The organism is Micromonospora sp. WMMD964 (assembly GCF_029581455.1).
Classification (GTDB): Bacteria; Actinomycetota; Actinomycetes; order Mycobacteriales; family Micromonosporaceae; genus Micromonospora.
In genome coordinates this window covers 675,591-695,913 of sequence record NZ_CP120860.1, presented here as the reverse complement: position 1 = coordinate 695,913, position 20,323 = coordinate 675,591, and the positions used below count along the sequence as shown (strand labels likewise).

Genomic DNA, 20,323 nt, shown 5'->3' with positions numbered 1-20,323 from the left:
TTCTGGGTGGGGCGGGTTCTGGGCGGGGTCGGCTTTGGATGGGTCGTCTGGGGTGGGACCGCCCGGCACGGGGGAGCGGGCGGTCCCGTGCGGCACCGCCGGGATCCCGGGGGACGGGGAGCGGTGCCGCACTTCACAGTCTGGTGATCGGACGACTACGGTCGGAAGGGTTTGGTCGCGTCGTCACAGCCGCCCTGTGTTCGGTGGTGACACCGTTGGCGACCGGCTGGAATCAATCGTCGGCGGGGTGGAGGGCGGCTGGCATGGCCGATGGGCAGATGACGGCGGCGGCGTTCCTGATCGCGGAGCTGCGTCGGGCGCGGGTCCGGCGGGGCTGGAGTCAGGACGAGTTGGCGAAGGCGGTCAACTACTCGGCGTCGATGGTCAGCGCCGTCGAGTTGGGTCAGCAGCCGCCCACCGTGAAGTACCTGGAACTGGTCGACCGAGCCCTGGACACCGGCGGCCTCTTCGGCCGCATGTCGACCGAACTGGTCAGTCTCGACCGGGCGCAGCCGTGGCTGCGGGGCTGGCAGGCGATCTATGAGCAGGCGCGCACGATCCGGTGGTACGAGCCCCGCTACGTGCCCGGACTCTTCCAGACCGAGGCCTACGCGCGGGCGGTCTTCGAGGCGGGTGGCCTGCTGGAGTCGGAGGAGGTCGACCGGCGACTGACCGACCGGATGGACCGCCAGCAGGTGCTCTACGGCGAACGGTCGCCACACATCGTCGCGGTACTGGACGAGGCGGTGCTGCGTCGACGGGTGGGCGGGCGGAAGGTGATGCGCGAGCAGGCACTGCACCTGGCGAAGATCGCCACCGAGCATCCTCGGATTCGCCTGCACGTGGTGCCGCGCTCTGCCGAGGAGTATCCCGGGCTCGGCGGGCAGTTCTCGCTGGCCACCCTGCCCGACGGCACGGAGTTGGCCTACCTGGACTGTCAGGTTCGTGGCCAGGAGCTGGACCAGCCACGGGATCTGCTGCGGTTGCAGCGGGTCTGGGAGGCTACCTTGGGCGAAGCCCTGCCCCCGCAGGCGTCCATCGAATTGCTGAGGGAGGTGGCCGAGTCGTGGAGTTGATCGGCGCTCGATGGCGCAAGAGCAGCCGCAGCAACCAGGACGCCAACTGCGTCGAGGTGGCTACGAACCTTGCGGACGTGGTCGGGGTGCGAGACAGCAAGGACCCGGACGGACCCGTGCTCGTTGTCGACGCGTACTCCTGGCGGCTCTTCGTGGTCGCGCCCCCGCGCTGACGCGACGGCCTGGCCCGCGGCGGCGATCGGGGTTGCCGCCGCGCGCAACTTCGCCGATGTTGCTGCTTCGGCGGCGCCGGAGGCAGCAGTTTCGCCGATGTTGCGCGGATCTTGCGGGCGAGCGGCGGTAAAACGGCTCGACGGTGGGAGGGCGCGGCGGGATGATCCGGTCGTGCGTGGTGGTGACCTGGTGGTTCCAGCGGAGACCGAGCGGCTGCGGTTCCGGCGGTTGACGATGGGCGACGTGGACGCGCTGGTCGAGCTGGACGGCGACCCCGAGGTGATGCGGTTCCTCACCGGCGGGGTGGCGACGTCACCGGCGACGGTCCGGGACGAGCAGTTGCCGAGGTTGCTGGCCCAGTACGAGCGGCATCCCGGGCTGGGGCGTTGGGCGGCGCTCGATCGGGAGTCCGGCGACTTCCTGGGGTGGTTCGCGCTCGACCCGTCGGCGGACGGGGCCGAGGCCGAGTTGGGCTACCGGTTGCGCCGCTCGGCGTGGGGGCGGGGGTTGGCCACCGAGGGGTCGCGGGCGCTGGTCCGGTATGCCTTCGACACCGTCGGGGTGCGCCGGGTGTGGGCCGAGACGATGGCGGTCAACGAACGCTCCCGGCGGGTGATGGCGAAGGCCGGGCTGCGTCACGTGCGCACGTTCCACCTGCAGTGGGACGACCCGATCCCGGGCACCGAGCACGGCGAGGTGGAGTACGAGGTGGTTCAGGAGCGGCCGGCGGCTCGGCGGGCGCGGTAGGCGGTCACGGCGGCCCGGTTGCCGCAGCCGGCCTCGCAGAACCGCCGCGACCGGTTGCGGGACAGGTCGACGACGACGTTGTCGCAGTCCGGGTACTCGCAGATGCGCAACCGGCTCAGCTCGCGCGCCCGGACCAGGTCCGCCATGGCCATCGCCGCCTCCACCGCGATCCGGGTCGCGAGCGGTGCGTCGCGGGGCACGGCGTGCAGGTGGTACGGCTCGTCGTCGTGCTCGATGAGCTGGGGCAACGCCTTGTGCTCCAGTAGCAGTCCGTTGATCAGCGCGACGATCTCGGGCGGCTCGGCGTGCCAGATACGGCGCAGTTGGGGCCGCAGGTCCTTCACGGCGTTCAACTCGGCGTCGGTGTGCTCGTGCCGTCCGCTGTAGGAGTGGCGGACGAAGAACGCGTCCAGGGCGGCGACGTCGGGCAACAACTCGCCGTCCCGACCCGCTGTGTTGACCAGCGCGGCGGTGGCGATCAGCGAACATTCGGTGTCATGAGCAAATAGCATCTTGACTCCTGTCAGGGCGGACGCCTAGCGTCATCAGTACAAGGATAGTTTGCTCATGACACGGTGCCGTCCCGAGGAGCGCGACATGCACTCACGACCCGCTGCCGGTGCCGCGTTGGTGCTGCTCTCCGCCGTCACCTTCGCCACCTCCGGCACCTTCGCGCGATCACTCATCGAGGCCGGCTGGTCGGCCGAATCGGCGGTGATCGCCCGGGTCGGCGTGGCCGCCCTCGTGCTGGCGATCCCCGCCCTGTTGTCCCTGCGAGGCAGGTGGGCCGTGCTGCGCAGCAACGCTACGGCGATCGGGATGTTCGGGCTCCTCGGGGTGGCCCTGGCCCAGGTCTGCTTCTTCAACGCCGTGCGCTACCTGCCCGTCGGTGTCGCGCTGCTGCTCGAATACCTGGGCATCATCCTCGTCGTGGGCTGGATGTGGGTGCGACACGGGCAGCGACCCCGCCGGCTCACCGTGGCCGGGTCGGTGGCCGCCCTGGTCGGGCTGGCGTTCGTCCTCGACCTCGCCGGCACCGCGGACTTCCACCCGGTGGGCGTGCTCTGGGGCCTGGGTGCGGCATTCGGCCTGGCCGGCTACTTCGTCCTCGCCGGCCGGGTCGACCCACGGCTGCCCTCGGTCGCCATGGCCAGCGGCGGAATGGCAGTCGGCGCCGCCGTGCTGCTCCTCGTCGGCCTCACCGGGTTGCTGCCACTGCACGCCACCTTCGGTGAGGTCACCTTCGCCGGACAGACCACCAGTTGGCTGTTGCCCATCGCCGGGCTGTCGCTGGTGGCGGCCGTCATCGCGTACCTGGCCGGGATCGCCGGCACCCGCATCCTCGGCCCCCGGCTGTCGTCGTTCGTCGGGCTGACCGAGGTGCTCTTCGCGGTGCTGATCGCCTGGCTCCTCCTGAACGAGCTGCCCACCGGCTGGCAGCTCTTCGGCGGCGCGTTGATCGTCGCCGGGGTCGCGCTGGTACGCCTCGACGAGCTGCGCGGATCGCCGGCCGAGTCCACGCCGGTCTCACCCGAGCCCGCACTCGCGCTCGACGGCCGGTAGGTGTTCTGCCCCTTGGCGGCCTGGTGCCTGCTGCAACGTTGGTGGGGGTGCTGGCGCTCTTCCTCGGTGAGACAGTGGGTGTCGTGCTGACCACCGTGGTGTTCGACGCCGACGAAACCCTGCTCGACTTGCGGCCGGCCGTGACCGGCGGGCTGGCCGCCGTTCTCGACGAGATGCGGCGACGCACACCGGCGGCGGCCGAGGTGACGCTCTTCGAGCTGGAATCGGACTGGGGTGCGGTCTTCGGTGAGCTGGCGGCCGCCCCGGTGATGGAGATCCGACGCGCCGCACTGGCCCGATCGTTAGCCCGCGCCGAGCTGGGCGACCACCTGGACGAGTTCGCAGCCCTCTTCTTCGCCCGCCGGTTCGCCCTCACCAGGCCGTTTCCGGATGTGCCGAGGGCGCTGGCCACGCTCCGCGCAAGCTACACGCTGGGCTTTGCCACCAACGGCAACAGCCGCGCCGAACGTTGCGGGCTCGCCGGTGAGTTCGCCTTCGAGCTGTACGCGCACGAGAACGGCCTGCCGAAGAAGCCTGCCCAGGAGTTCTTCGCCGCGGTCGTCAAGGCGGCGGGGGTGCCGGCCGAGCAGATCGTGTACGTCGGTGACTCGTGGGAGCACGACGTCGTGGCGCCCCGAGGGGCCGGCCTGCGCTCGGTGTGGTTGAACCGGGCCGGCCTGCCTCGCCCGCGCGGGGTCGTGCCCGACGCGGAGGTATCCACCGTGGCGGCTCTGCCAGCGGTGCTGGCAGATCTTCTGCCGCGCGCCGAGCCGGGCGGATGAAGCAGAGATTCGCCGCCATAACGGACGTTCAGGTGGCGTAAAACTGCCGGGTGTTGTGTGATGGCAGCCACGTCCCTCAACGAGAGGATCCGATGTGGTGAGCAAGCGCTTCACCGCCGGTGCTGTCGCGACCGCGGCAGTGTTGGCACTGACGGCTGCGGGGCTGGGTGTGCCGGCCAGCGCCGCGCCGAGCTCGTCCCGCACCTTCACCGTCGTCGCCGAGGACGGTGTCGCCGCCGAGACGGCGGTAGCCGCGATCCGCGCGGCCGGCGGCACTGTGGTGTCCCGGTCCGACGAGGTCGGCATGTTCCAGGTCACCAGCGACCGGGCCGACTTCGCGGCCAAGGCGACCGCCGCGCCGACGCTGATCGGCGCCGCCGAGCAGAAGGCCATCGGCCGCAAGCCCAAGCTGGACCGCGTCGAGCAGGAGCACCTGACGGCAGCCGCCGGGGCTGCTGCCGCTGGTGCCGCCGCCCGCAAGGGCGCCAAGCTCGACCCGCTCGACGACAAGCTCTGGGGTCTGGCGATGCTCCGGGCCGACCAGGCCCGCAAGATCGAGCCGGGCGACCGTCGGGTGACCGTCGGCGTGCTCGACACCGGCGTCGACGCCAGCAACCCGGACATCGCGCCGAACTTCAACTGGGCGCTGTCGCGCAACTTCGCACCCGACCTGACCGATGTGGACGGCCCCTGCGAGGTGCCGAGCTGCCTCGACCCGGTGGGTACCGACGACGGTGGGCACGGCACCCACGTGGCCGGCACCATCGGTGCCGCCGCCAACGGGTTCGGCCTCTCCGGTGTCGCCCCGAACGTCTCGCTCGTCGAACTCAAGGGTGGCCAGGACTCCGGCTACTTCTTCCTCGAGCCGGTCGTCAACGCCCTCCTGCACGCCGGCCGGTCCGGCATCGACGTGGTGAACATGTCGTTCTACGTCGACCCGTGGCTCTACAACTGCACGGCCAACCCCGCCGACTCGCCGGAGGACCAGGCCGAGCAGCGCGCCATCATCAAGGCGATGAAGCGGGCGCTGGTCTTCGCCCACAACAAGGGCGTCACCCTGGTCGGTGCGCTCGGCAACAACAACGAAGACCTGGGCGCGCCGCGCACCGACACCACCAGCCCGGACTACGGCGCCGACCCGTACCCGCGCCCCATCGACAACGAGAGCTGCTGGGACCTGCCCACCGAAGGCCCGCACGTGATCGGTGTGTCGTCGGTCGGCCCGTCCGGCAAGAAGTCGGACTTCTCCAACTACGGCACCGAGCAGATCTCGGTCGCCGCTCCCGGCGGCTGGTTCCGGGACGGCTTCGGCACCGACACGTTCCGCACCGACGCCAACATGATCCTTTCCTCGTACCCGAAGCACGTGCTTCAGGAGGAGGGCTCCGTCGACGCCGACGGCAACATCGTCGCCGGTTTCGAGGAGTCGGTCTTCAAGCAGTGCAAGGCCAACGGTGAGTGCGGCTACTACACCTACCTCCAGGGCACCTCGATGGCGTCCCCGCACGCCGCCGGTGTCGCCGCGCTGATCGTCAGCCGGTACGGCAAGACGCAGGGCCGCTCCGGCTTCGGCATGTCGCCGGACCTGGTCGAGCAGCACCTTTACCGCACGGCCGCCGAGCACGCCTGCCCGGAGCCGCGGTTGCAGCAGTACCGCAACGAGGGCCGCGACGAGACCTACGACGCGTACTGCGCCGGTGGGGTCAACTTCAACGGCTTCTACGGCTACGGGATCGTCGACGCCTACGCGGCGGTGAAGACCCCGCTCAAGCCGAACGCCCGCCCGTAAGCACCATCCAACGTGGCCCGGTCGACCACCGTCGACCGGGCCCGTTGCCGTTCCGAGCGATTGCCGGCGCGATCCGTGGAGCTTGATCGGCCCGACCCGTCTTGATTCACTCGGGTTCCTGAAAACCGCGCTATCCCATCTGCGTTGACACCGCGCTTTGCAGGAATCCGAGTCGACCAAGGCCGAGCAGGTTGGGGTTGTCACCGTCGCCAGCCTCGGCTGGCCAGCGCGGTACGCACCTCGCGGAGCACTGCCGGAAACTCGCCGTGCAGCCGTCGACTCGTCACGTGCAATACCATCCAACCCGCGCCGACCAGCAGGTTCAGTCTGCGGCGGTCGCGGTGCAACTGCTCTGCGTCGGAGTGCCAACGCCCGTCGTACTCGACCGCTACCCGATATTCCGGCCATGCCAGGTCGGGGTGCAGGACCACGCCGTTGGGCAGGCGTACGGGATGTTGGACGACCGGGCGCGGCAGCCCGCCCAGTACGAGACGCACGCGCAGGTGGGACTCAGGCGGAGACTGGGCTCCGCCGTCAGCCAGGTCGAAGAGCCACCGCGCCCGCCGCCCACCCGGCCGGTCGGCATTGCGGTCGGCCATGGCCGCTAGCGTGTCTCGATCGGTCAACCCCTGGCCGAGCAGCGAGTCGACGATGGCGATGGCACGGAGCGGGTCAAGCCAGACGGCCGTTTCCCAGGCTGCCCGCTCGGGGTCGGAACGGGGGATCAGGCCACCCGGGTGACTGCTGAGACAGGGCATCAAGGCCGTCGTCCGGCTGTCGCCCGGTCTGAATGTCCTGGCCTCTGGTCCGACCGTCAAGGCATTGGGCCTGGTCGCCGTGTCTCCTGGTCTGGCGGTCGTGCCGTCAGGTCTGGTGGTTGCCATGCCTCCTGGTCTGGTCGTCATGCCGCCCGGTGGCCGGCCTGCGGCCGGTGGACGCCCAGGGCCTGGCGTATGCCTAGGGCCGGGTGGACGGCGGAGGGACGGTGATTGCCCGACTCGCTCTGGCGCCCCGCTGTCCGGCAGTGAGGTGATGGCGTTGACGTGCACGCGGAGGCCGCGCTGTGGGCCGATTCGAGGCGATCGCGGCACGAGGACGTGTACGTCGTCGGTGAAGGCCGCGGCGTGTTCGACACCGAGCAGGTACGCGGCTGACGGGCCTCCGACGGTCACCCCGGGCGGAAGCCGGAGCAGCGCGGCGCGACAGGCCAGGGCGTGGTCCCGGTCGAGCCGTGCGTCGGCGTAGATGTCGTGGCGCAGCCGCACCCAGGCGGCGCTGCGCAGCTGGTGTTCGGTGAGCAGGCCCTCCCGGACGGCGTCGGAGCCACGGAAGACCTGCCAGTTCAGGGCATCGGGGCGGTGCGGACGAGGTGGCATGCGGAGCAGCCTGCCGACTGCCGACCGGCCGCCGAAACCCTTGTGGATAACCGCTCCGGGACGGCCGCCCAACCCTGTGGACGACCGGGATTCCGCCCGCTGGTCGTGGTATGACGCGTCCCGCCTTGTGGCCGATCGGGTCCGTCACCGGGCGGGCTCGGAGGTTGATCCACTCGCGTTTCCGGAAGTCGGGCCATCAACGGCAGCGCGATACCGCGACATCCGTGAACCCGAGTTGATCAAGCCGCAGGTGGGTGCGACGGTGACTGGCCTCGGGTCAGCTCGAAGGCGGCGGTCGGGGGTGACTGGCTTCGGGGTCAGGTCAGGGTGGCGGCGACGGACCTGGCGGCGGCCAGCACCTGAGGGCCGATCTCGTCGACGTCCAGCGGGGCGAGGGCGACCACCCCGACGCTGGCCTCCAGGCCGGGTACGCCGAGCACCGGCGCGGCCACCCCGTACGCCCCGGACTGCAACTCTCCGCTGCTGCTCACCGGTTCGGCCAGCCCGGCTCGACCGGCCAGGATGGCCCGGCCCGCCGCCCCCCGATCCAGCGGATGCCGTGCACCGGCCCGGTACGCGACGTGGAACGACGTCCAGCTCGGCTCGACCACGGCCAGCGCGACACCCTCGCCGGCCTCGACCACCGTCAGGTGCGCGGTCGCACCGGCCTGCTCGGCGAGGCGTCGCAGCGCGGGCAGCGCGCCCTCGGCGAGCAACGGCTGGGCGCGTCGGGCCAGGTACAACAGGCCGGCGCCGAGGCGCAGTCGGCCGTCGCTGTCCCGGCGCAGCATGCCGTGCCCGACCAGCGGGCTGACCAGTCGGTAGACGGCTGCCCGCCCGATGTTGAGTCGGTGCGCGGCCTCGGTGACGGTCAGACCAGCCGAGGCGTCCGCGACCAGGTGCAGCAACCGCAACCCCCGGTCGAGGGTCTGCGACGCCTCCCCGGCCCGCCCCGCGACGCCGTCGGTTCGCCCCGCGAGACCGTCGGCCGGCCCCACGACAGCGACAACGTCGGCATCGGCCTGTCCCGCGACGCTCTCCGCCCGCCCGGTGCCGGCATCCCGCCGCGCCCCGACGCCGTCGGCCTGCGCCGTTACCCCGTCGGCCGGGCTCAGGAGCCCGGCGGCGGGGGCGCTGGGGTCGGCGGGAGTGTCACCGGAGCGTGCGGTCGCATCCACGCCTGGCAGCGTACGACCCGGCACCGGCGGACTCGGACAGGCACGGACAGCTACCCTTGTACGGTGACGCTACGCCTGTATGACACCGCCACCCGATCGGTGCGGGACTTCGTCCCGCGGGAAGCCGGCAAGGTGGGGGTCTACCTGTGTGGTCTCACTCTTCAGGCCCCGCCGCACATCGGTCACCTTCGCTCGGGCGTCAACTATGACGTGCTGCGTCGCTGGCTGTCGGCCGCCGGCTACCAGGTCACCTTCATCCGCAACCTGACCGACATCGACGACAAGATCCTCGTCAAGGCCGGGGACCAGGGGCGCCCGTTCTGGTCGATCGCGTACGCGAACGAGTTGCTCCTCGCCGAGTCGTACCGGTCGTTGAACGTGCTGCCGCCCACCTACGAGCCGCGCGCCACCGGGCACATTCCGGAGATGCACGAGCTGATCACGAAGTTGATCGCCGACGGGCACGCGTACCCGGCCACCGACGGGTCCGGCGACGTCTACTTCGACGTGGCTTCCTGGCCGGCGTACGGGTCGCTGTCGGGTCAGTCACCGGACGCGATGCAGTCGGCCGGGGACGCGCCTGACCGGGGCAAGCGGGACCCGCGTGACTTCGCGCTCTGGAAGGGTGCCAAACCGGACGAGCCGGCGGACGCGTACTGGCCGTCGCCGTGGGGGTTGGGTCGTCCGGGCTGGCACATCGAGTGCTCGGCGATGTGCTGGCGGTATCTCGGCCCGGAGTTCGACATCCACGGCGGTGGGCTGGACCTGACGTTCCCCCACCACGAGAACGAGATCGCCCAGTCCAACGCCGCCGGGCTGCCGTTCGCCCGCTACTGGGTGCACCACGGCCTGCTCAGCATCGGCGGGGCCAAGATGGGCAAGTCCGCGGGCAACGCGTTGGGCCTGGCGTACGTCGACTCGCTGGGTGTGCGACCGGTGGAGCTGCGCTACTACTACGCCGCCGCGCACTACCGCTCGGTGATCGACTACTCGGAGGAGTCGCTGCGCGAGTCGGCCACCGCGTACCGCCGGATCGAGGGTTTCGTGCAGCGGGCGGCGGAGCGGGTCGGCGCCGGGCAGCTCGGCGAGCTACCGGCCGGGTTCGTGGCGGCGATGGACGACGACCTCAACACGTCCGCCGCGCTGGCCGTTCTGCAACAGCACCTGCGGGACGGCAACACCGCGTTGACCGCCGGCGACGATGTGACTGTCCGCACCACCCTGGCCGCGGTGCGAGCGATGCTGGATATCCTCGGTATCGACCCCCTGGACCCGGCCTGGACCGGTGGCGGCCGATCGAATGATCTCCGTGCCGTGGTGGACTCCCTGATCGCGCTGGCCCTGGAGCAGCGTGCGCAGGCCCGGGGCCGCAAGGACTGGGCCGCCGCCGACGCGGTACGTGACCAGCTCAAGCTGGCCGGCGTGGCGGTCGAGGACACCCCCCAGGGCCCCCGTTGGACTATTGGAGAGCAGGACTGATGGCCGGCAACTCGCAGCGCCGTGGCCGGCGACTGACGTCGAAGGCAGGCGCCCCCAAGGGCTCCGGCGGCAAGAACAAGGACTCGCTGGCCGGGCGGGGCCGCACCCTGCCCGCCGACGAGCGCCCCTGGCACAAGGGCTACTCGGGCACCGAGAAGCTGCCCCAGCGCACCGCCTGGAAGCAGGAGAAGGAGCGCCGGGCGGCGGCCGAGGAGGGGCGCGCCCCGAAGATCGGTCAGCCGGGCAGCAAGGACACCACCTGGGGCAAGGGCGGCGGTCGGGGCGTACCGGTCGGTCGGGGTGCGACCGGCGGTCGGGGTGGCAAGCCCACCGCGCGCTCCGGCCCCCGGGTCACCCCGGGGCGCAAGTCCAACCCGTCGAAGGACAGCCCGGAGCTGTTGGTCGGGCGTAACCCGGTGCTGGAGGCGCTACGCGCCCAGGTGCCGGCGACGGCGCTCTACACGGCCCAGGGCATCGACATGGACGAGCGGACCAAGGAGATCATCCGGACCGCCGCCGACCGGGGCATCGCCAACCTGGAGATCAGCCGGGCCGAGCTGGACCGGATGACCGGCGGGGTGCTGCACCAGGGCGTCGGGTTGCAGGTGCCGCCCTTCGCGTACCAGCCGTTCGAGGACATGGTCGCCGCTTCCCTGGAGCAGCAGGCCCCGCTGCTGGTCGCGCTCGACGGTGTCACCGACCCGCGCAACCTGGGTGCCGTGATCCGGTCGGCCGCCGCGTTCGGCGCGCAGGGTGTCTTCGTACCCGAGCGGCGTGCTGCCGGGATCACCGCGACCGCCTGGCGGACCAGCGCCGGCGCGGCCGCGCGGGTGCCCGTGGCGCAGGTGACCAACCTGACCCGGTCGTTGAAGGCGTGCCGGGACGCCGGCTTCATGGTCGTCGGCCTGGACGCCGATGGCGACACCGACCTGTACGACCTGGAGGCCGCGGTCGGGCCACTGGTGGTGGTGGTCGGTTCCGAGGGCCGTGGTCTTTCCCGCCTGGTCGGGGAGACCTGCGACCTGACCGTCAGCATCCCGATGATCTCCGAGGTCGAGTCGCTCAATGCCAGCGTGGCGGCGGCGGTCGCCCTGGCCGAGGTCGCCCGGCGGCGTTCCGTCGAGCTGTAGACCAGGTCCAGCCCCTCCCAGTGCGGGAGGGGCTAGATCTGGTGGGTCCACGCGACGAAGAGCAGCGCCCCGGCGACCGCCATCAGCAGCACGGTCGGCAGCAACCAGAACGGGCTCCGCTCCCCGTCCAGGCGGCCGGTGAGCCGTTGGTGCACGGCGGCGATGCCGATCAGCGCGGCCAGCCCGGCGGCGGCCAGCGGCAGGCCGACGAGGAAGTGCGCCAGCCACGCGCCGCCCCGGCTCGGGCCACCCCAGGAATCGTCGTACGGGCCGGGGTCCACCACCCCGTACAGCACGCCGCGCAGCACCATGAGCACCTCGACGCCGATCGGCAGCAGGGCCACCGCACCGACGAGCAGGCTGAGCCCCGCGTGGCCGAGCACCGCGATCATCCCGGGCCGTCGTTCGGGCGCGGCCGTCGACGGCAGTCGAAGCAGCCAGGTACGCAGAGCCCGCCACCGGGCGACAGCGGTGCCGGAGCGCCCCAGCGGGGCGGTCACCAGCGCGAACACGGCGACCGGGAGCAGCGCCGCGCAGTAGGCGAGGCTGCGACCGGCCAGGCGGGCGGTCCGGTAGGGCCGACTACGGATGGTCGGGTGGGCGGTGGTGGTGGTGGGCACGGCGTCTCCTCGGCTTCGGAATGCCGTGACGGTACGACCATGTCCGCCCATGCCGGGTCATCCCACAGAGCCATTTCCGTGCTGGCCCCAGGGTCTGACAACCCCTCGCCGGTACGACGAAGGGGGCGGCCCGCCGAAGCGGACCGCCCCCTGTCGGTGCGGCGTTACGTCAGATCCGGTGGCCGGTGGAGGCGTGGAAGACGTGGCTACGACCGGCGGTCGGCTTGACGAACACGGTGTCACCCATGTTCGGCATGTTGCGCCGGTCGGTGCGGACGACGAAGCGCTCCGAGTTGCCGCCGAGCGCGGCGTGACCGTAGACGTTGGCGTCCGAGCCGAGGTCCTCGACCAGCTCGACCACGACCGGCATGCCGCCCTCGGTGGGGCTGACCAGCTCGCAGTCCTCCGGGCGGAAGCCCACGGTGACCTTGCCGTCGCCACCCTCGGCACGGGCCGCCTCGACCTGCTCCCGGGTCAGCGGAATGTACATCTCCGCGAACTCGGCGCCCTTCTCGTTCAGCGGAACGGTCTTGATGTTCATGGCGGGCGAGCCCATGAAGCCGGCGACGAACACGTTGGCCGGGGTGTCGTAGAGCGCCCGCGGGGTGTCCACCTGCTGCAGGACACCGTCGAGCAGCACCGCGACCCGGTGACCCATGGTCATGGCCTCGACCTGGTCGTGCGTGACGTAGACCGTGGTGACACCCAGCTTGGCCTGCAGGGACGCGATCTGGGTACGGGTCTGCACGCGCAGCTTGGCGTCGAGGTTCGACAGCGGCTCGTCCATGAGGAAGACCTGCGGCTCGCGGACGATCGCCCGGCCCATCGCGACACGCTGACGCTGACCACCGGAGAGCGCCTTCGGCTTACGGCTGAGGTACTCCTCCAACTGGAGCAGCCCGGCCGCCTCCTTGACCCGCCGGTCGATCTCCGACTTGGAGGTCTTGCGCAGCTTGAGGGCGAACGCCATGTTCTCGTACACCGTCATGTGCGGGTAGAGCGCGTAGTTCTGGAAGACCATCGCGATGTCGCGGGCCTTCGGGGGCAGGTGGGTGACGTCACGCTGGTCGATGTAGATCGAGCCGGCGTCCACGTCCTCCAGGCCGGCGAGCATCCGCAGGCTGGTGGACTTACCGCAACCGGAGGGGCCGACCAGGACGAGGAACTCGCCGTCGCCGATTTCGAGGTCCAGCTCGTTGACGGCGGGACGCTCTTGGCCCGGGTAGACCCGGGAAGCCTTGGAATAGGTGACCGTAGCCATGGTGAAGCGCTTCCTTTCACCGGCAGGAACGTGCCGGACGATCCGAGTGAAGGAGCGACCGGCACGTATCCGCGCCGGTCAACGGACGGCGGCTCGGTCGCGAGAGCGCCGGGTCGTCGTCCGTGTCATGAACCGTAAACGTGTTTCCCCGTGCTGCCAAGGTGAGGGAGCATCGAACGACGGCGGCCCGGCTACGCATTCCGGTCACTCCGGCACGGTCGGACATCAATCGACGCGTCGCCGGGCGGCGTGAAGACGTTCCGGCGTCGGGTTGTTGACGTTTCCCGTGCTCGGGAGGCCTCGCGAGCGGGATATCCGGAAGTCACTCGCTATGCTGACCTCGACACACGCGCCCCTGTAGCTCAGCTGGCCAGAGCACTCGCCTTGTAAGCGAGATGTCGCCGGTTCGATCCCGGCCGGGGGCTCCATATCTACAAGGCTTTTCCCGACGGGCACTGCCACAAGTCGACCGGTTGACAGCAACGCTGACAGCAACGGCCCTCACGAGAGCTTCCCGTCGAGCTTGCCGAGCGCCTGACGCATCGCGTCGAGGTTGGTGTGAGCGTAGACCTTGAGCGTGATCTTCACGTCGGCGTGCCGAGCGATGGCCTGTACGACGTGCGGCGGGACGCCCAACTCCATCAGCAGCGATACGACGGTGTGCCGCAGATCATGTAGGCGGACACCGGGCAGACCGGCGGTTTCCCGGAGCCGGGCGAACGAGCGGCTGAGGTTGGTGGGCTCCATCGGAGTGCCCCGTTCCGAGGGAAACACGAGATCGTGGTCCTCCCACACCTCGGCGAGGGCGGCTCGCTCGGTCTGCTGCCGTTCTTGGTGTTCGAGGAGAGTGAGCCAGGTGACCTCGGGGAGCGGCAACACCGCCTCCGAGTCTTCGGTCTTGGCGTCCTGGACGTGGAGCTGCCCGGCAACCCGCTGCACGGTCTGCTGCACGCGTAGCGTGCCCTCGTCCAAGTCGAGATCCGACCAACGGAGGCCTACCAGCTCACCTCGACGAAGGCCCATGGTCGCCGCCACGACGTAGAGCGCATGGAGTCGGTGACCCGTAGCGGTATCCAGGATCTTTCGTACCTGGTCCACTGAGAGCCCTTTGCCGATCTTATAGCGAGGCGACGGGATGCGAACCAGCCTGGCGACGTTGCGCGACACCAGCTCTTCCCGCATGGCGTGTTGAAGCGCGTTGCGGAGCACGGCGTGCACGAATTGGATCTGGCGGGCGCTGGGGTAGTGCTGGCAGCAGCGGCTGACTGAGCAGCAGCGGCGTTCAGCCGGTCGGATCTTGTCGAGGCCGTTGGTGCAGCAGAGGCACTTTCGGCGGAACTCGTCCATGAACGCCTTGACGTGCTGGACCTGCAACCCATCGAGGCGCTTGGTGCCGAGGGCTGGAACGATGTGCAGCCGTACGGCGCTTTCGTACCCCCGGGCGGTGGTGGGCTTGAGGTCGCTGACGTAGGTGGACAGCCAGTAGGGCAGGTAGTCCACCAGCTTCCAAGCCCGGTCGGTAACAGGGATGCCGCGCTGAGAGCGGGACTTCAGGTCGATGAGCTTGGTGTGAGCTTCTTCCCAGGTCGCACCGTAGACGAACTTGCGCTTGCGGGTGCCCTCGGTAGTGATCACATAAGCCTGCCCGACCCAGCGGCCGTCGCTGGACCGCTGGTAGATCGAGCCTTCGCCGTTGGGATTGCGACGGGCGGTGGACTGGCGTGGCTTGGCTTCTCTGGGCATCAGGCGGCTTCTTCCGTGAGCGTGGCGATGACTTCGTCGATGGCGACGGACGGGATGAGCCGGCGGCTTCCGACCTTGAAGGAGCGGAGGCGACCGGAGCGGATCAGGTCGTAGACGAGCGAACGACCGATGCCGAGCGCTTGGGCGGCTTCCTCCACGCGCAGCACGCGAGGAGTGATCGGAGTGGGGGCGTCCATCGGTTGGCCTTCCTCGTGCGGCGTGGTGGGTGGTCAAGCGGCGGCCGACGCGGTGCCGGCGAGGGTGGTGCCGAGTTCGTGGGCGAGTTCTTCGCGGCCGGTGGTTCGTCGTTCGCGTGCCATGGCGGCGGCGGTGTTGGCCAGGAGGGCATCTCCGGTGGTGTGCCAGCCGACTCCGGCGAAGGTGAGGGTGCCGACGATGAGCGTCGTGTCGTTTTCGTCGAGGTGGTCGACGGCGCGGAGGATGCCGGGTTGCTCGTCGGCCTGGTGCTCGTGCTCGTGGCGTCGGTAGGTGACGCGGGTGTCGCGCAGGAGTTGGAAGGTGACGGAGTAGCGGCGGGCTTTGGTGAGGAAGTGGCCGCCGAAGCCGAGCATGTGCGCCCACCGACGCAGCCGGGCGTAGGGATTGGTGGCCTGCGGTCTTATGGCCGGTCGAGTGTCAAGGGCGGCTTGACGCTGGGCGATGCAGACGGGGCAAGCGGCATATCGGGTATGGGTGCCGCAGTCGGGGCACTCCCAGCGCTTCACGTAGCCGGGTGCGGGCCGGTGGTCCCTGGGCCGTTCCGAGAGTGGGACGGGTGTGGTGGTGGGTCGGCCGGTGTGCCAGCAGGCGTTGATGAGGCGGGCGGTGTGGTCGCCGTCGGGGTCGGCGTAGTCGCCGATGGTGTCGGCGTCGAGCCTGACGGAGCGGTGCCCGGTTACCTCGGTGCTTTTGGTGGCGTACTTGGCAAGGTAGCCCGCGACCATGCTGTCGGTGACCTCGCCGTCGCCGGTGAGGCTGATGGAGCGGATGTCGAGGCCCTTGCCCGGGTCACCCCACGCGATCGGCCACCCTTCGGGCCAATCGGGGTGGGTCGGGGTGGTGAAGGCGACTTGCTCGACGGCGGCGCGGATCGCGTCGTCGAGGTCGGCGACGGTGAAGGCGGCCGGTGGTGGGATGACGGCGGTGGGGTCGTCGGGGTGAACGCCGTCGAGGCGCACCAGGGCGTGGAAGTGCACCGCCCCGCGTGCCTGGAACTCAGCGACCTTTCCGTGCGACATCCGGACCGGTGGGACGGTGCGGATGTTGCCGGAGGCGGTGACGACGTGGACGCGGGGGATCCCCCGTCGGCGGGCGAGTTTCGCGAGGTGGCGTTCCGCGGCTTGCTTGGTGCGGTGCCACAGTTCGCCGGAGAACAGGTTCCACACGACTTGGTGGGTGTGGTCGTAGCAGTCCAGGCACAGCGGCTGCCCGAGCACCTGGTCCCCGGCTTCGTGCCTGGCCCAGCAGACGGCCGGTCGGCCATGCTCGCACAGCCCGGTGTCGCGGCGGGCGTGGCAGGGGTCGGCGCGGCAGTCGCAGCTTTTCCGGTTGCCGCAGGTGTGCCGCTTGACCGCCCGGGTGTGCACGGTCCCGAAGGACGGTGCGGTGAAGGTAGCGAACACGGCCGGATGCTGGGTGACGGTGTCGGGGACGCCTTTGCCGCCGATGAGGCCGGCGCGCAGGAGTTGGAAGGCGTCGCGTTGGTAGGTGTGGGCGCAGGCGGGGCAGACGGTGGCGCGGCGATTGCCGCAGGCGGTGTAGATCGCCGCATCCGGCATCGCGTCGGTGTGCCGCTGGTCCAGGACCCGACCGGTGCCCTGCTCGACGGTGAGGAGTTGCCCGGCGAGGCGGATCGGTCGGCTACACCCGGCGGCGGCGCGGACATGTTCCAGCCACCCGAAGTAGTCCGGGCGGGTGGCGCGGGTGAAGGCGGAACCAGTGGCGGTGTAGTCGTAGGTGGGGATGGTGTCGGCGTTCAAGCCCACACCCCGGGCCGTGATGGTCCGGGGTGTGAGGTCCAGCGTCGAGGCCATCAGCCGCCAACCTCAGTGGTGGGGTGGCGGGTGGTGATGGTGTGTTCGGTGACGATGACCCGGCAGGCGCCGCAATGGCGCTTGACCGGTTCGTGCCGACGGCAGGGGATCACGGCGGTGGTGTCACCGCAGCGGATAGTGACCGGTGCCCGGCAGGGACCACCGGGGATGACGTCAACCAGGGTCCGGCGGATGTCGAACGGGTGGGCGTCGGGGTAGGCGGGGCAGGTGTGGGTGACCTGCTCGATGTCGACCAGGACGATGGTCATCGGGCACCCCGGGGAATGGTGGCGAGGAGTTTCCCGGCGATGACGGTGCTGACGTCGAGTCGGTCGGCAAGTTCGTCAGGGGTGATGGGTTGACCGGTGGCTTGTTCGTGCTGCACGGCCGCGAAACGGGCGGTGGGCAGCAGGTGGGCGGGGACGTCGACCGGCTCCGAGGCCGGAACGGTGACGGGCTCCGGCTCAACGGCTGGGGTTGGCTCGGGGGCCGGGGTGATGGCGGCCGGTGGTGCCGGCTCGGTGGTGACCTGCTCGGCCACCTGAACGCGGATCGGCTCCATCGGCTCAGGAGCCGGTGTCATGGGTTGCGCGGTGGGCGCGGGGGCGAGGACGAGTTTGACCAGGGCCATGAACGCCAGCGCGGGAACAGCCGAGAGGAGCCACCCGGACGGTCCGGGCTTGGCGACGGCGAGTTGGGCTGCGAGGGAGAGGCCGGCGGCGGCGATGAGCAGGACCATCGGGTAACCGATGGGTGCGCCGGTGCGGCGGCGTCGGCGGATGGTGAGCAGAGCGGCGATGGGGACGAGTTCGGAGATGACGGCGTTGGCCCAACCGAACCATCCCGGGGTGTTGGCCGGACTGTTGGCCATCGTCCAGTCGTGAACGTGGGTGAACGATGCGGCTCCGGCGGAGCCGCCGACGACGATGAGGATGAGGACCAGGACCAGGCCTTCCAGGCGGGTGCCGGCGCTGGCCGGAGAGTGAGCGGGCATCAGTGGCCTCCGTGGCAGTCGAGGCAGCAGCCGTAGCGGCGGGGGATGTAGTAGGGCTTCACCTGCTTGCAGTGGCGGCAGGTGCGGCGGGCGAGCAGGGCTTTGGCGATGGCCTCCCGCTGTGCGGGGGTGGCGGTGCGCTTGGGTGCGGCGAGGTCGGTGCGGTAGAGGTAGGCGACCCGCCGGTTGGTGCGGTGTCGCCAATAGATCTGGGCGACGGGGTCGTGTCCTCCGGGGCGGAGGCCGGCGGCGCGCAGTTGCCGCAGGGTGGCCAGCCCATGAGGGGCGCAGTGGTAGGGGAAGGTGGGGAACCCGTAGCGGGTGCCGAGCGGGTCGTAGAACTCGACCCGGATGCCGGTGCGTTCGGCCAGGTTGTCGAGGTCGCGGCTGCGGAGGTCGGTCATGGCTTGTCACCGCCCCAGCGCTGTTGGGCGGCTTGGCGGGAGATGCCGAGGCGGGAGCCGATTTCGGCCCAGGAGTAGCCGAAGGCCCGCAGGCCGATCACGGCTTCGCCGATGGCGTCGTCGATGACGGAGGACAGGGCGATGAGGTCGCGCAGGGCTTCGACGTCTCCGGTGGCGACGCGTCGGCCGTGGGCGCGGATGATGCGCCGAGCGAACGAGGCGAAGGCGTCGTTCTCGACAACGTCCCGACGCCGTTGCCGGGGCAGGTTGGGCGTCAAGGGCTTCTTGACGGTGTTCATCGCGTCTCCCCTTCCGCCCTGCGGAGGGAGTCCCACTCGTCAGCGGCCGTTTCCAGGGCGGTGATGACCTGCTCGGCGGTGCGGGTCGGGTCGTCGTTCCACGAGTAGGGGGAGGTGTGCTCGTCGAGGAGGTAGCCGTCCTCGTCGATGAAGAAGACCGGGGCGGTGGTGTCGAGGTAGTCGACGAACACGCCCAGGGCGGCGAGGTAGTCGGCGAGGGCGTCGGGGTCGAGCTGGGAGAAGTGCTCGACGGTGTGTCCGGCGCAGGCGATGCCGATGGCTCCGGCGGCGCAGGCCGGCGGGGTGAGGGTGTCGGTGTTTTTGGCGTAGTAGGTGCCCTGGGTCCAGCCGTGCCGGCGCAGGTAGAGGGCAGCCATCCGCAGCAGGTCAGCAGGTGTGACCTCTGCTGCGGTGGGTGGGTTTTGGGTAGCCTTCATGGCAACCACGTCCTTTCGAGGTTGTTGGTGGAGGTCGGCAGGACCAGCTCTGCTGGCAGGCGGTCGTCTGGTCCTGTCGGCCGGTTATCGGGCGCGTAGCCGCAGGTAGCGGCGGTGCCGGTTGTCGTCGCCCGGCATCTGCGTGGGTGCGGAGAGGTAGACCAGTCGTCCGCTGCGGGCGACGGCCTGGACCAGGGCGGCGATGTCCTCGGGACTGCCGGTGATCCACAGTTCGGTGAACTGGGCGGCCCGCTGGTTGTTGGCCTTGGCATAGGCGCGTTCGCGGGTGGTCATGCCGCCATCTCCCACTCGGTCGGGTTGACCGCCTGGGCACTGGTGCCGTTGGGGCGGCGGGTCCAGGCGGCGTAGTCGGCGATGTTGTAGATGTCGGTGTCAGTGAGGTAGGCGGCCTTGATGCGACGGGGAACGCCGCCTTCGGCCAGGAGGTAGGCCGCGCCCTGGTTGGTGGGCGCAATGTCGGAGGCGGTGTAGCCCTGCTCGGCCCAGCCCTGACCGAGGATGATGTTCGAGCTGTTCAGCGAGGTGCACCGGAACGCGGCCCGGTAGCCGAACAGGTCCCGCAGGCTGGCGGGGATGATGTCCCACGACGGGCGCTGGGTAGCGGCGATGACGGGCATACCGCAGGCCCGACCGAGGGAGACGAGCCCTCGCAGGAGGGTCGAGAACTCCTCCTGCTGTGCCTTGGTGCCGAGCACCGTGGAGAACATGGCCAGCTCGTCGATGATGGTGACGATGACGGACATGCCATCGCCGTCGGCGAGCTTCCGGCGCCGGTTCGCGAGGAGCCAGGCGTAGCGGTTGGTGGCGACGACCAGGAGGCGACGGAGAACGTCGATGCCCTGGTCGATGTCGGGACCGATGAACGCGTCGGCGAGGTCGCGCCAGGGGCCGAGTTCGACGAGCTTCGCGTCGAACAGCACCAGGCGAGTGCTGTCGCACAGGGCGGCGTGGCCGCAGATGTTGTTGATCAGCCCGGACTTACCGCCGCCGGGTTCGCCTGCGGTGAGCAGGTTGCGGTAGACGACGTCCAGGTAGACGGGTTGGCCGAACTCATCGATCCCGATAAAGATCGGGTCGAACATCGACAGGCCAGGACCCACCGGCACCGCGTCGGCGGTGGTGGGAATCGTGGTGGTCATGGGTGCCCTCCTGGGCGTTGTGGACGCGAGGAGCCACACGAACGAGCCGCCATGGCTCCTCGCATCCGGGTTGGATTG

At 70.1% G+C, this 20,323-nt stretch carries 23 protein-coding genes and 1 tRNA gene; 9 read left to right on the top strand and 15 right to left on the bottom strand.

Translation table 11 applies throughout. The features are described 5' to 3' along the window. The first annotated feature begins 263 nt into the window (after positions 1 to 263). The 3 genes from O7616_RS03310 to O7616_RS03300 all read left to right on the top strand — a co-directional run bounded on the left by O7616_RS03310 (position 264) and on the right by O7616_RS03300 (position 1,997). Positions 264 to 1,076 (top strand): helix-turn-helix transcriptional regulator, encoded by an 813-nt coding sequence (locus O7616_RS03310; RefSeq protein WP_282305558.1) that lies wholly within the window; start codon positions 264 to 266, stop codon positions 1,074 to 1,076. Then, entirely contained in the window at positions 1,067 to 1,249 is a 183-nt protein-coding gene (locus O7616_RS03305; protein WP_282305556.1) for a DUF397 domain-containing protein, read from the top strand. Before O7616_RS03310 ends, O7616_RS03305 begins: the two co-directional genes overlap by 10 nt. 172 nt (positions 1,250 to 1,421) lie before the next feature. Beyond that, positions 1,422 to 1,997, top strand: coding sequence for a GNAT family N-acetyltransferase (locus tag O7616_RS03300; RefSeq protein WP_282305555.1), 576 nt, complete (start codon positions 1,422 to 1,424; stop codon positions 1,995 to 1,997). Here O7616_RS03300 and O7616_RS03295 read toward each other — a convergent pair. Then, positions 1,964 to 2,509: a CGNR zinc finger domain-containing protein gene (locus O7616_RS03295; RefSeq protein ID WP_282264119.1), complete on the bottom strand. Its 546-nt coding sequence runs from the start codon at positions 2,507 to 2,509 to the stop codon at positions 1,964 to 1,966. The two genes, O7616_RS03300 and O7616_RS03295, sit on opposite strands and share 34 nt — an antisense overlap. Positions 2,510 to 2,594: 85 nt before the next feature. Here O7616_RS03295 and O7616_RS03290 point away from each other — a divergent pair, with 85 nt between their 5' ends. From O7616_RS03290 to O7616_RS03280, 3 genes are all read left to right on the top strand, one after another. Further along, positions 2,595 to 3,560, top strand: a complete 966-nt coding sequence (locus O7616_RS03290) for a DMT family transporter (RefSeq protein ID WP_282305554.1) — start codon at positions 2,595 to 2,597, stop codon at positions 3,558 to 3,560. An 83-nt stretch (positions 3,561 to 3,643) separates the two neighbouring features. After that, on the top strand, positions 3,644 to 4,342 hold the full coding sequence (locus O7616_RS03285; protein WP_282307515.1) for an HAD family hydrolase: 699 nt from the start codon (positions 3,644 to 3,646) through the stop codon (positions 4,340 to 4,342). A gap of 97 nt (positions 4,343 to 4,439) precedes the next feature. Beyond that, positions 4,440 to 6,131: a S8 family serine peptidase gene (locus tag O7616_RS03280; protein ID WP_282305553.1), complete on the top strand. Its 1,692-nt coding sequence runs from the start codon at positions 4,440 to 4,442 to the stop codon at positions 6,129 to 6,131. Between the two features lie 200 nt (positions 6,132 to 6,331). Here the strand turns inward: O7616_RS03280 and O7616_RS03275 are convergent, their stop codons facing one another. Continuing rightward, complete coding sequence (locus O7616_RS03275) at positions 6,332 to 6,730, bottom strand: DUF559 domain-containing protein (protein ID WP_282305552.1); 399 nt, start codon at positions 6,728 to 6,730, stop codon at positions 6,332 to 6,334. A gap of 1,094 nt (positions 6,731 to 7,824) precedes the next feature. Then, on the bottom strand, positions 7,825 to 8,505 hold the full coding sequence (locus tag O7616_RS03270) for a helix-turn-helix domain-containing protein (RefSeq protein ID WP_282307514.1): 681 nt from the start codon (positions 8,503 to 8,505) through the stop codon (positions 7,825 to 7,827). Between the two features lie 243 nt (positions 8,506 to 8,748). Here O7616_RS03270 and cysS point away from each other — a divergent pair, with 243 nt between their 5' ends. Together cysS and rlmB are read left to right on the top strand one after the other, a co-directional pair. Then, the gene (gene cysS / locus O7616_RS03265; RefSeq protein ID WP_282264124.1) at positions 8,749 to 10,164 is read left to right on the top strand and encodes a cysteine--tRNA ligase; all 1,416 of its coding nucleotides are present in this window, start codon (positions 8,749 to 8,751) and stop codon (positions 10,162 to 10,164) included. Further along, entirely contained in the window at positions 10,164 to 11,294 is a 1,131-nt protein-coding gene (rlmB, locus tag O7616_RS03260) for a 23S rRNA (guanosine(2251)-2'-O)-methyltransferase RlmB (RefSeq protein WP_282305551.1), read from the top strand. The genes cysS and rlmB overlap by 1 nt, the downstream gene beginning before the upstream one ends. A 32-nt stretch (positions 11,295 to 11,326) precedes the next feature. Here the strand turns inward: rlmB and O7616_RS03255 are convergent, their stop codons facing one another. Continuing rightward, on the bottom strand, positions 11,327 to 11,914 hold the full coding sequence (locus O7616_RS03255) for a hypothetical protein (protein WP_282305550.1): 588 nt from the start codon (positions 11,912 to 11,914) through the stop codon (positions 11,327 to 11,329). Positions 11,915 to 12,083: 169 nt separating this feature from the next. Continuing rightward, positions 12,084 to 13,175: a sn-glycerol-3-phosphate ABC transporter ATP-binding protein UgpC gene (gene ugpC / locus O7616_RS03250; RefSeq protein ID WP_282264127.1), complete on the bottom strand. Its 1,092-nt coding sequence runs from the start codon at positions 13,173 to 13,175 to the stop codon at positions 12,084 to 12,086. Positions 13,176 to 13,526: 351 nt separating this feature from the next. Here ugpC and O7616_RS03245 point away from each other — a divergent pair. Further along, a tRNA-Thr gene (locus tag O7616_RS03245) sits at positions 13,527 to 13,603 on the top strand. Positions 13,604 to 13,676: 73 nt separating this feature from the next. On the opposite strand, the gene O7616_RS03240 is transcribed toward O7616_RS03245, so the two are convergent. From O7616_RS03240 to O7616_RS03195, 10 genes are all read right to left on the bottom strand, one after another. Further along, the gene (locus O7616_RS03240; protein ID WP_282305549.1) at positions 13,677 to 14,918 is read right to left on the bottom strand and encodes a site-specific integrase; all 1,242 of its coding nucleotides are present in this window, start codon (positions 14,916 to 14,918) and stop codon (positions 13,677 to 13,679) included. Then, positions 14,918 to 15,115 carry a helix-turn-helix domain-containing protein gene (locus tag O7616_RS03235; protein ID WP_282264131.1) on the bottom strand — a complete coding sequence of 66 codons (198 nt, stop codon included), beginning with the start codon at positions 15,113 to 15,115 and terminating at the stop codon, positions 14,918 to 14,920. Before O7616_RS03235 ends, O7616_RS03240 begins: the two co-directional genes overlap by 1 nt. A 33-nt stretch (positions 15,116 to 15,148) precedes the next feature. Beyond that, entirely contained in the window at positions 15,149 to 16,951 is a 1,803-nt protein-coding gene (locus O7616_RS03230; RefSeq protein ID WP_282305548.1) for a replication initiator, read from the bottom strand. Beyond that, positions 16,951 to 17,220, bottom strand: coding sequence for a hypothetical protein (locus O7616_RS03225; protein WP_282305547.1), 270 nt, complete (start codon positions 17,218 to 17,220; stop codon positions 16,951 to 16,953). The genes O7616_RS03230 and O7616_RS03225 overlap by 1 nt, the downstream gene beginning before the upstream one ends. After that, positions 17,217 to 17,945 carry a hypothetical protein gene (locus tag O7616_RS03220; RefSeq protein WP_282305546.1) on the bottom strand — a complete coding sequence of 243 codons (729 nt, stop codon included), beginning with the start codon at positions 17,943 to 17,945 and terminating at the stop codon, positions 17,217 to 17,219. The genes O7616_RS03225 and O7616_RS03220 overlap by 4 nt, the downstream gene beginning before the upstream one ends. Continuing rightward, positions 17,945 to 18,349, bottom strand: a complete 405-nt coding sequence (locus O7616_RS03215) for an RRQRL motif-containing zinc-binding protein (RefSeq protein ID WP_282305545.1) — start codon at positions 18,347 to 18,349, stop codon at positions 17,945 to 17,947. Before O7616_RS03215 ends, O7616_RS03220 begins: the two co-directional genes overlap by 1 nt. Next, on the bottom strand, positions 18,346 to 18,648 hold the full coding sequence (locus O7616_RS03210; RefSeq protein WP_145789890.1) for a hypothetical protein: 303 nt from the start codon (positions 18,646 to 18,648) through the stop codon (positions 18,346 to 18,348). Before O7616_RS03210 ends, O7616_RS03215 begins: the two co-directional genes overlap by 4 nt. Further along, positions 18,645 to 19,085, bottom strand: coding sequence for a hypothetical protein (locus tag O7616_RS03205; protein ID WP_282305543.1), 441 nt, complete (start codon positions 19,083 to 19,085; stop codon positions 18,645 to 18,647). Before O7616_RS03205 ends, O7616_RS03210 begins: the two co-directional genes overlap by 4 nt. Positions 19,086 to 19,169: 84 nt before the next feature. Continuing rightward, positions 19,170 to 19,379, bottom strand: a complete 210-nt coding sequence (locus tag O7616_RS03200) for a hypothetical protein (RefSeq protein ID WP_282305542.1) — start codon at positions 19,377 to 19,379, stop codon at positions 19,170 to 19,172. After that, positions 19,376 to 20,245 (bottom strand): FtsK/SpoIIIE domain-containing protein, encoded by an 870-nt coding sequence (locus O7616_RS03195; RefSeq protein ID WP_282305541.1) that lies wholly within the window; start codon positions 20,243 to 20,245, stop codon positions 19,376 to 19,378. Before O7616_RS03195 ends, O7616_RS03200 begins: the two co-directional genes overlap by 4 nt. Positions 20,246 to 20,323: the final 78 nt, after the last annotated feature.

Excerpts from the sequence above, each read along its gene's own strand:
- O7616_RS03310 (WP_282305558.1), top strand. The coding sequence starts at position 264 with ATGGCCGATGGGCAGATGACGGCGGCGGCGTTCCTGATCGCGGAGCTG.
- O7616_RS03295 (WP_282264119.1), bottom strand. The coding sequence starts at position 2,509 with ATGCTATTTGCTCATGACACCGAATGTTCGCTGATCGCCACCGCCGCG.
- O7616_RS03290 (WP_282305554.1), top strand. The coding sequence starts at position 2,595 with ATGCACTCACGACCCGCTGCCGGTGCCGCGTTGGTGCTGCTCTCCGCC.
- O7616_RS03275 (WP_282305552.1), bottom strand. The coding sequence starts at position 6,730 with ATGGCCGACCGCAATGCCGACCGGCCGGGTGGGCGGCGGGCGCGGTGG.
- rlmB (WP_282305551.1), top strand. The coding sequence starts at position 10,164 with ATGGCCGGCAACTCGCAGCGCCGTGGCCGGCGACTGACGTCGAAGGCA.
- ugpC (WP_282264127.1), bottom strand. The coding sequence starts at position 13,175 with ATGGCTACGGTCACCTATTCCAAGGCTTCCCGGGTCTACCCGGGCCAA.
- O7616_RS03240 (WP_282305549.1), bottom strand. The coding sequence starts at position 14,918 with ATGCCCAGAGAAGCCAAGCCACGCCAGTCCACCGCCCGTCGCAATCCC.
- O7616_RS03235 (WP_282264131.1), bottom strand. The coding sequence starts at position 15,115 with ATGGACGCCCCCACTCCGATCACTCCTCGCGTGCTGCGCGTGGAGGAA.
- O7616_RS03230 (WP_282305548.1), bottom strand. The coding sequence starts at position 16,951 with ATGGCCTCGACGCTGGACCTCACACCCCGGACCATCACGGCCCGGGGT.
- O7616_RS03225 (WP_282305547.1), bottom strand. The coding sequence starts at position 17,220 with ATGACCATCGTCCTGGTCGACATCGAGCAGGTCACCCACACCTGCCCC.
- O7616_RS03220 (WP_282305546.1), bottom strand. The coding sequence starts at position 17,945 with ATGCCCGCTCACTCTCCGGCCAGCGCCGGCACCCGCCTGGAAGGCCTG.
- O7616_RS03215 (WP_282305545.1), bottom strand. The coding sequence starts at position 18,349 with ATGACCGACCTCCGCAGCCGCGACCTCGACAACCTGGCCGAACGCACC.
- O7616_RS03210 (WP_145789890.1), bottom strand. The coding sequence starts at position 18,648 with ATGAACACCGTCAAGAAGCCCTTGACGCCCAACCTGCCCCGGCAACGG.
- O7616_RS03205 (WP_282305543.1), bottom strand. The coding sequence starts at position 19,085 with ATGAAGGCTACCCAAAACCCACCCACCGCAGCAGAGGTCACACCTGCT.
- O7616_RS03200 (WP_282305542.1), bottom strand. The coding sequence starts at position 19,379 with ATGACCACCCGCGAACGCGCCTATGCCAAGGCCAACAACCAGCGGGCC.
- O7616_RS03195 (WP_282305541.1), bottom strand. The coding sequence starts at position 20,245 with ATGACCACCACGATTCCCACCACCGCCGACGCGGTGCCGGTGGGTCCT.